At 68.0% G+C, this 4335-nt stretch carries 3 protein-coding genes; all 3 read right to left on the bottom strand.

The annotated features are described in order from the left end of the window. Positions 1 to 100 precede the first annotated feature (100 nt). From ABZ904_RS50715 to ABZ904_RS50705, 3 genes are read right to left on the bottom strand one after another with little or no spacing between them, the layout of a single operon-like run. Positions 101 to 643, bottom strand: a complete 543-nt coding sequence (locus tag ABZ904_RS50715; protein ID WP_361831079.1) for a DUF6262 family protein — start codon at positions 641 to 643, stop codon at positions 101 to 103. After that, positions 640 to 3084 (bottom strand): tyrosine-type recombinase/integrase, encoded by a 2445-nt coding sequence (locus tag ABZ904_RS50710; RefSeq protein ID WP_361831077.1) that lies wholly within the window; start codon positions 3082 to 3084, stop codon positions 640 to 642. Before ABZ904_RS50710 ends, ABZ904_RS50715 begins: the two co-directional genes overlap by 4 nt. After that, positions 3081 to 4166 carry a tyrosine-type recombinase/integrase gene (locus ABZ904_RS50705; protein WP_361831074.1) on the bottom strand — a complete coding sequence of 362 codons (1086 nt, stop codon included), beginning with the start codon at positions 4164 to 4166 and terminating at the stop codon, positions 3081 to 3083. Before ABZ904_RS50705 ends, ABZ904_RS50710 begins: the two co-directional genes overlap by 4 nt. Positions 4167 to 4335: the final 169 nt, after the last annotated feature.

Genomic DNA, 4335 nt, shown 5'->3' with positions numbered 1-4335 from the left:
CCCCATGCCTCCTGGCTGATGGAGCGGTTGATTTTCCGGATGTCGATTTGAGTTATGGCTGGTCACCGGCTATCTGGAGGCGTCATGGACGTCATCCACGTCATGGGCGTCGGCGGTTGAGCTGGGCCATGAGCTCGCGGTTGGTCTCACGACAGGCGGCCAGGTCCTCCTGTGCCGTGGCCAGCTGCCGCTGCAAGGCGGCGGCCTCACGGACGAGCTCCGCGTTGCGGATGGTCAGCTCGCGTGCGGCGGTGTCTTCGGATTCAAGTTGTGCGCGGGCGGCCCGTTCCACCAGCTTGGTCTTGAGTTTGGCGTTCTCGGTCCGCAGGCGTTTGATCTCCTCGCGTGCCAGCAGGAGGTCGGTGCGCAAGGCGTCCCCGTCGCCGGTGGGAGCGTCCTGGCGCGGGACTGTGGGAGCTGATCGACGGGCTTCTTCAACGGCCGCCCGCAGGGCGGTGTCGCCGTAGAGGAACTGCCGGGACACGCCGGCGTGCCGAGCGACCATCTCGAAGGTGACGCGGGTGCCGTTGCCGGCGAGGTGCTGGAGGGTGTCGAGGACGCTTTGACGCTTGCGGGCGGCGGCTTCGGTGCGGGCCCGCTGCAGGGCTTGGCGACGCCGGGCAGCCGCGAGGTCGGTGCTCATGCGGGCCCCCGGCCGATCGTCGCACCGAGGAACACGGGCTGGCTGCGGCGGGCCTGCCGCAGCAGCGTGGCCGCGTCGTCGATGGTCCGGCGTTCGTCATCAGACAGGCGGGCCAGTTGCTCCTCCATGTCGGCGATCATCTCCCGGTATCGGTCGATCTCCTGCTGGTGCGGCAGGGCCCACTCGGCCGCGCCCATCGCCAGCCCGGTCTCGCGGGCTTTGAGGAGCTCGTCGAGCCTGGCGCGAAGTTCGGGCAAGTAGGAGGGGTTGGTCTCGAAGTGGCCGCAGCCGGCGCACTGGTATCGGATCGGGCATTGCTGCCCACCCGCCTTGACGTTGCTGGGCTCCTTGCAGAGTCCGTAAGGGACGGCGATGGCCCGCAGAGCGGTGGTGACCACGGGGTCTGAGCTGGTGGCGGGGCATGGGCGGAGCCCGTCACGGCCGATGGTGATCTGCTCGACCGCCTGGACCGCCTTGCGCAGACGCGGTCGGGAGACCTCGTAGTAGCCCTGCGTGGTCGTCGGAGAGCCGTGGTCCATGAGCTTTTGGGTGACATCGAGCGGGGCGCCGGAGTCGGCCAGCCGTTGCGCGTATGCATGCCGGAAGGCGTGCGGATGGACCCGTAGCTCGGGGAAGGCCCGCAGTTCGCCGTCGTCGTCGAAAACCTGGTCGGCGAGGCCGGGGATCTGCTCGACCCAGATATGGAGCCACTTGCGGATGGTGCTGCCGGGCATGTGGCGGCGCCCGTGTCGGTTTTGCACCTGGGCGGGGAAGAGCGCGACCTCTGCTGCCGAGGTGGCAGGGAAGAGTGCTGCGACCTGCTGGGCGGTCTGCTCCAGGCTGGTGGCCAGCGCTTCGAAGATGGGGATGCGACGCTCCAGGCGTCGGGACTTGGCGTTGTCGTAGATCAGCCAGGGGCTGCCGTCGTTGTCCCGCCAGAGGCAGTCGAGTCGCAGGGCCGCGATCTCACTGACTCTGCGGCCGGTGTCCCGGAGGAGTTCGTAAGCCAGACGCTGGAGCTGCGGGCCGAGGTCGGCGGCAGGGCCGCGGACGGGGTGGCTGCCCAGGAGGTGGAGGTGGTTGTCCAGTTCGGTGATCACCGCTTCGGGGATCGAGCGGCGGCCGACATCGCGTTCGGTGACGGCGACTTTGACGCCTTCGCCTTTGAGGACGGCGAAGCCGGGAGGCACGTCATTGAGCAGACCCAGCGTCGCCGCGTCCTGCAGGAAGGACCGGACGTGGTGGACGCAGGCCTGCAGCGTGGTCCCGGAATAGGGCTTGCCGTTGGGCTGCCGGCGGTTGCGAACCAGGTGGAAGAACCGTTCGATGTCGTCGCGGCCGACGTCGGCAGGGGCGCGGCCACCGGTCGGGCCAGCCGCGATCGCGTCCGAGAGCAGAACCACGTCGGCGAGAACCTTCTTCGGCCAGTAGGTGGCGGTGGTGGGCAGCTTCGCGTAGGCCCAGGATTTGGCGGCCTCGCGCAGCCAGTCCTGGTGGATGCCGGTGAAGTCCAGCGTCCGCCCGCGGGCGCGTCCGGCGTCGGTATGGTCGAAGACCATCAAATCCCACACGTCCTTGCGCCGCTCTTCCTCCGGAGAGGTGAGGTGCCAGCGCAATCTTCGCTGGGTCCAGAGCAGGAAGTCGCGCGCAGGGCTGGACAGCGGCGGGTTCTCGGTCTCGGGAGCGAGGCAGCTCGTGATGCCGCCATCCCGCAGCCATTCAATGACTGCGCGCACCCCGCCGACACCCAAAGTGCGTTCGTGGCGCTGAGCCTGCTGGAGACCGAACAGCACCTCGTTCTGGGCCCGTTCACTCAATCCCGCGAAGGCCAGGGCGCCCGATCGCATCGGGGCAACCGCAGCGGTCCACCATTCCAGCGCGGCGGTGGGCCGGGACTTGAAGTAGTAGGCGGCCCTGTTGACGTGGTGGCCGCACAAGCCCAGGCCGCGCCAGCGATGTCCTCGGGACCGCCGGGGGCAGTGCGCGATGGAACACGGTGCCGGTTCCGGCAGCGGGTCAGCCTCCTGCTCAAGTCGCTCGCGGGTCCACGGTCCCACCCGAAGCTGCTCGGCATGGTTATGACACAGTCCGTCCGCCTCGGCCGGGCGCTGGCAGCGATTCACGCCACGGCCTACCCGGCAAAGCCGTTCCACTTCCGCTCGCACCTGGCGCGACCAGGGCTTCAGCTCTGGTCTTCCGTCCTGTTCCCAGGCCCGCTGATGCGCCTGGCAGAGCTGGGTGCCCCGGTTGCGGGGCTGGTAGTCGCAGCCATTGGCGCGGCAGCAGAAGCTGATGATCCACGGGTCGTCCCGGTCCAGCAGCAAGATCTGATGCTCGGCGTCCCAGGCGCCGGGGCGCCAATCGGGATCGAGCAGGGACGTCACCGGATCGACGCCTCGCCGCGGAACCGGCGGCAAGAGCTGGGGCGGGGGCGTACTCATCGCGCTCCTGCCTCCCGGCGGCTGTGCCCGACCGCGTCGACGGCCGCCCGCAAGTCTGACCAGTCCGCGTGGGTATAGATCGCTGTACTCGTCGGGGAGACGTGTCCAAGCAGGGCCTGGACCACGTCCCGGTCCACTCCCGCGCGCACCAGTCGGGTGGCGAAGGTGTGCCGGCAGGTGTGCGGGGTGACCTTGACCCCGGCCTCCCGGGAGAGCCGCTCGAAGAGCTCCTCGACCGTGTCCGGCCGCAGAGGCAACCCCAACGGCGCCCGGTAGAGGTTGACGAAGACGAACGCGCTCTCCTCGGTCTCCGCCAGCACTGCCCACCGTTCCTGCTGATAGTCGGCATACAGTCTGGCCAGTTGTGGGCTGACCGGGATCGTCCGGGGGATCAGCGACTTTGCCAGTGCCCCATTGCTGTTTCGGTCCCTGCGCACCACGTGCACATGCGGGCCGGTGAACCGGCAGCCCAGCGGCACCGAGCTGGGCAGGAAGTGCATGTCCTGTCGGTGCAGGCCGCATGCCTCTCCCACGCGCAGGCCAGTACCGAAGAGCAACTCGACCAGGAAGCGGTCCCGGATGTTGCGCGTGCCTTTCACGACCGCCTCCTGCTGACCGGTATCAAGGAACTTCGGAGGCTTGATGGGGGCCTTCATCCGCAACATGGAGCGTCGCACGACCCGGTTCCCGGACTCGCCAGGGTCGAAGCCCTGCGGGAGGTCGCGCAGGAAGCGCGGCTCCGAAAGCCGGTCCGCGACCTCGGTCGGCACCTTGCCGTGCAAGGCACAGAATCGCAGGAATCCACCGATCGCAGTCAGTCCGAGATTCACATAGCCCGGTGACCGCGGGGTGATGTCCGTTCCGTTCCGCCCACCACGGTGCAACCAGCGGACGAGATCGGCCAGTTGATCCAGACTTGGGCGGCGCCAGTCGATCGACGATGTCTCGGCCCACGTCAGGTAAGCAGCGACTCGAGACCCGTACGTCCGGGCCGTACCCGGCGACCGGCCCGCGCCGTGCTGGAGCCACTTCAGATACGCACACGCCTCGGGATGGGGATCGAAGTCACCGTCCAGGACCACGACAACAGACTCACCGGAGGGCACTCGAGCTTGACGAGCGAGAAAGGACACCCGCCGGAAGTTACACAGACGACGTGCCTGACAGACCCAAGAAAAGCCGTCCACCACATAGATTCACTCCATCGTGGTGGACGTCGTGGACACCAGTACAACCACCCTGATAAAGGTT

It is taken from the genome of Streptomyces sp. NPDC046900 (assembly GCF_040644975.1).
In the GTDB taxonomy this organism is placed as follows: domain Bacteria; phylum Actinomycetota; class Actinomycetes; order Streptomycetales; family Streptomycetaceae; genus Streptomyces.
This window is presented reverse-complemented; position numbering and strand designations above follow the sequence as displayed.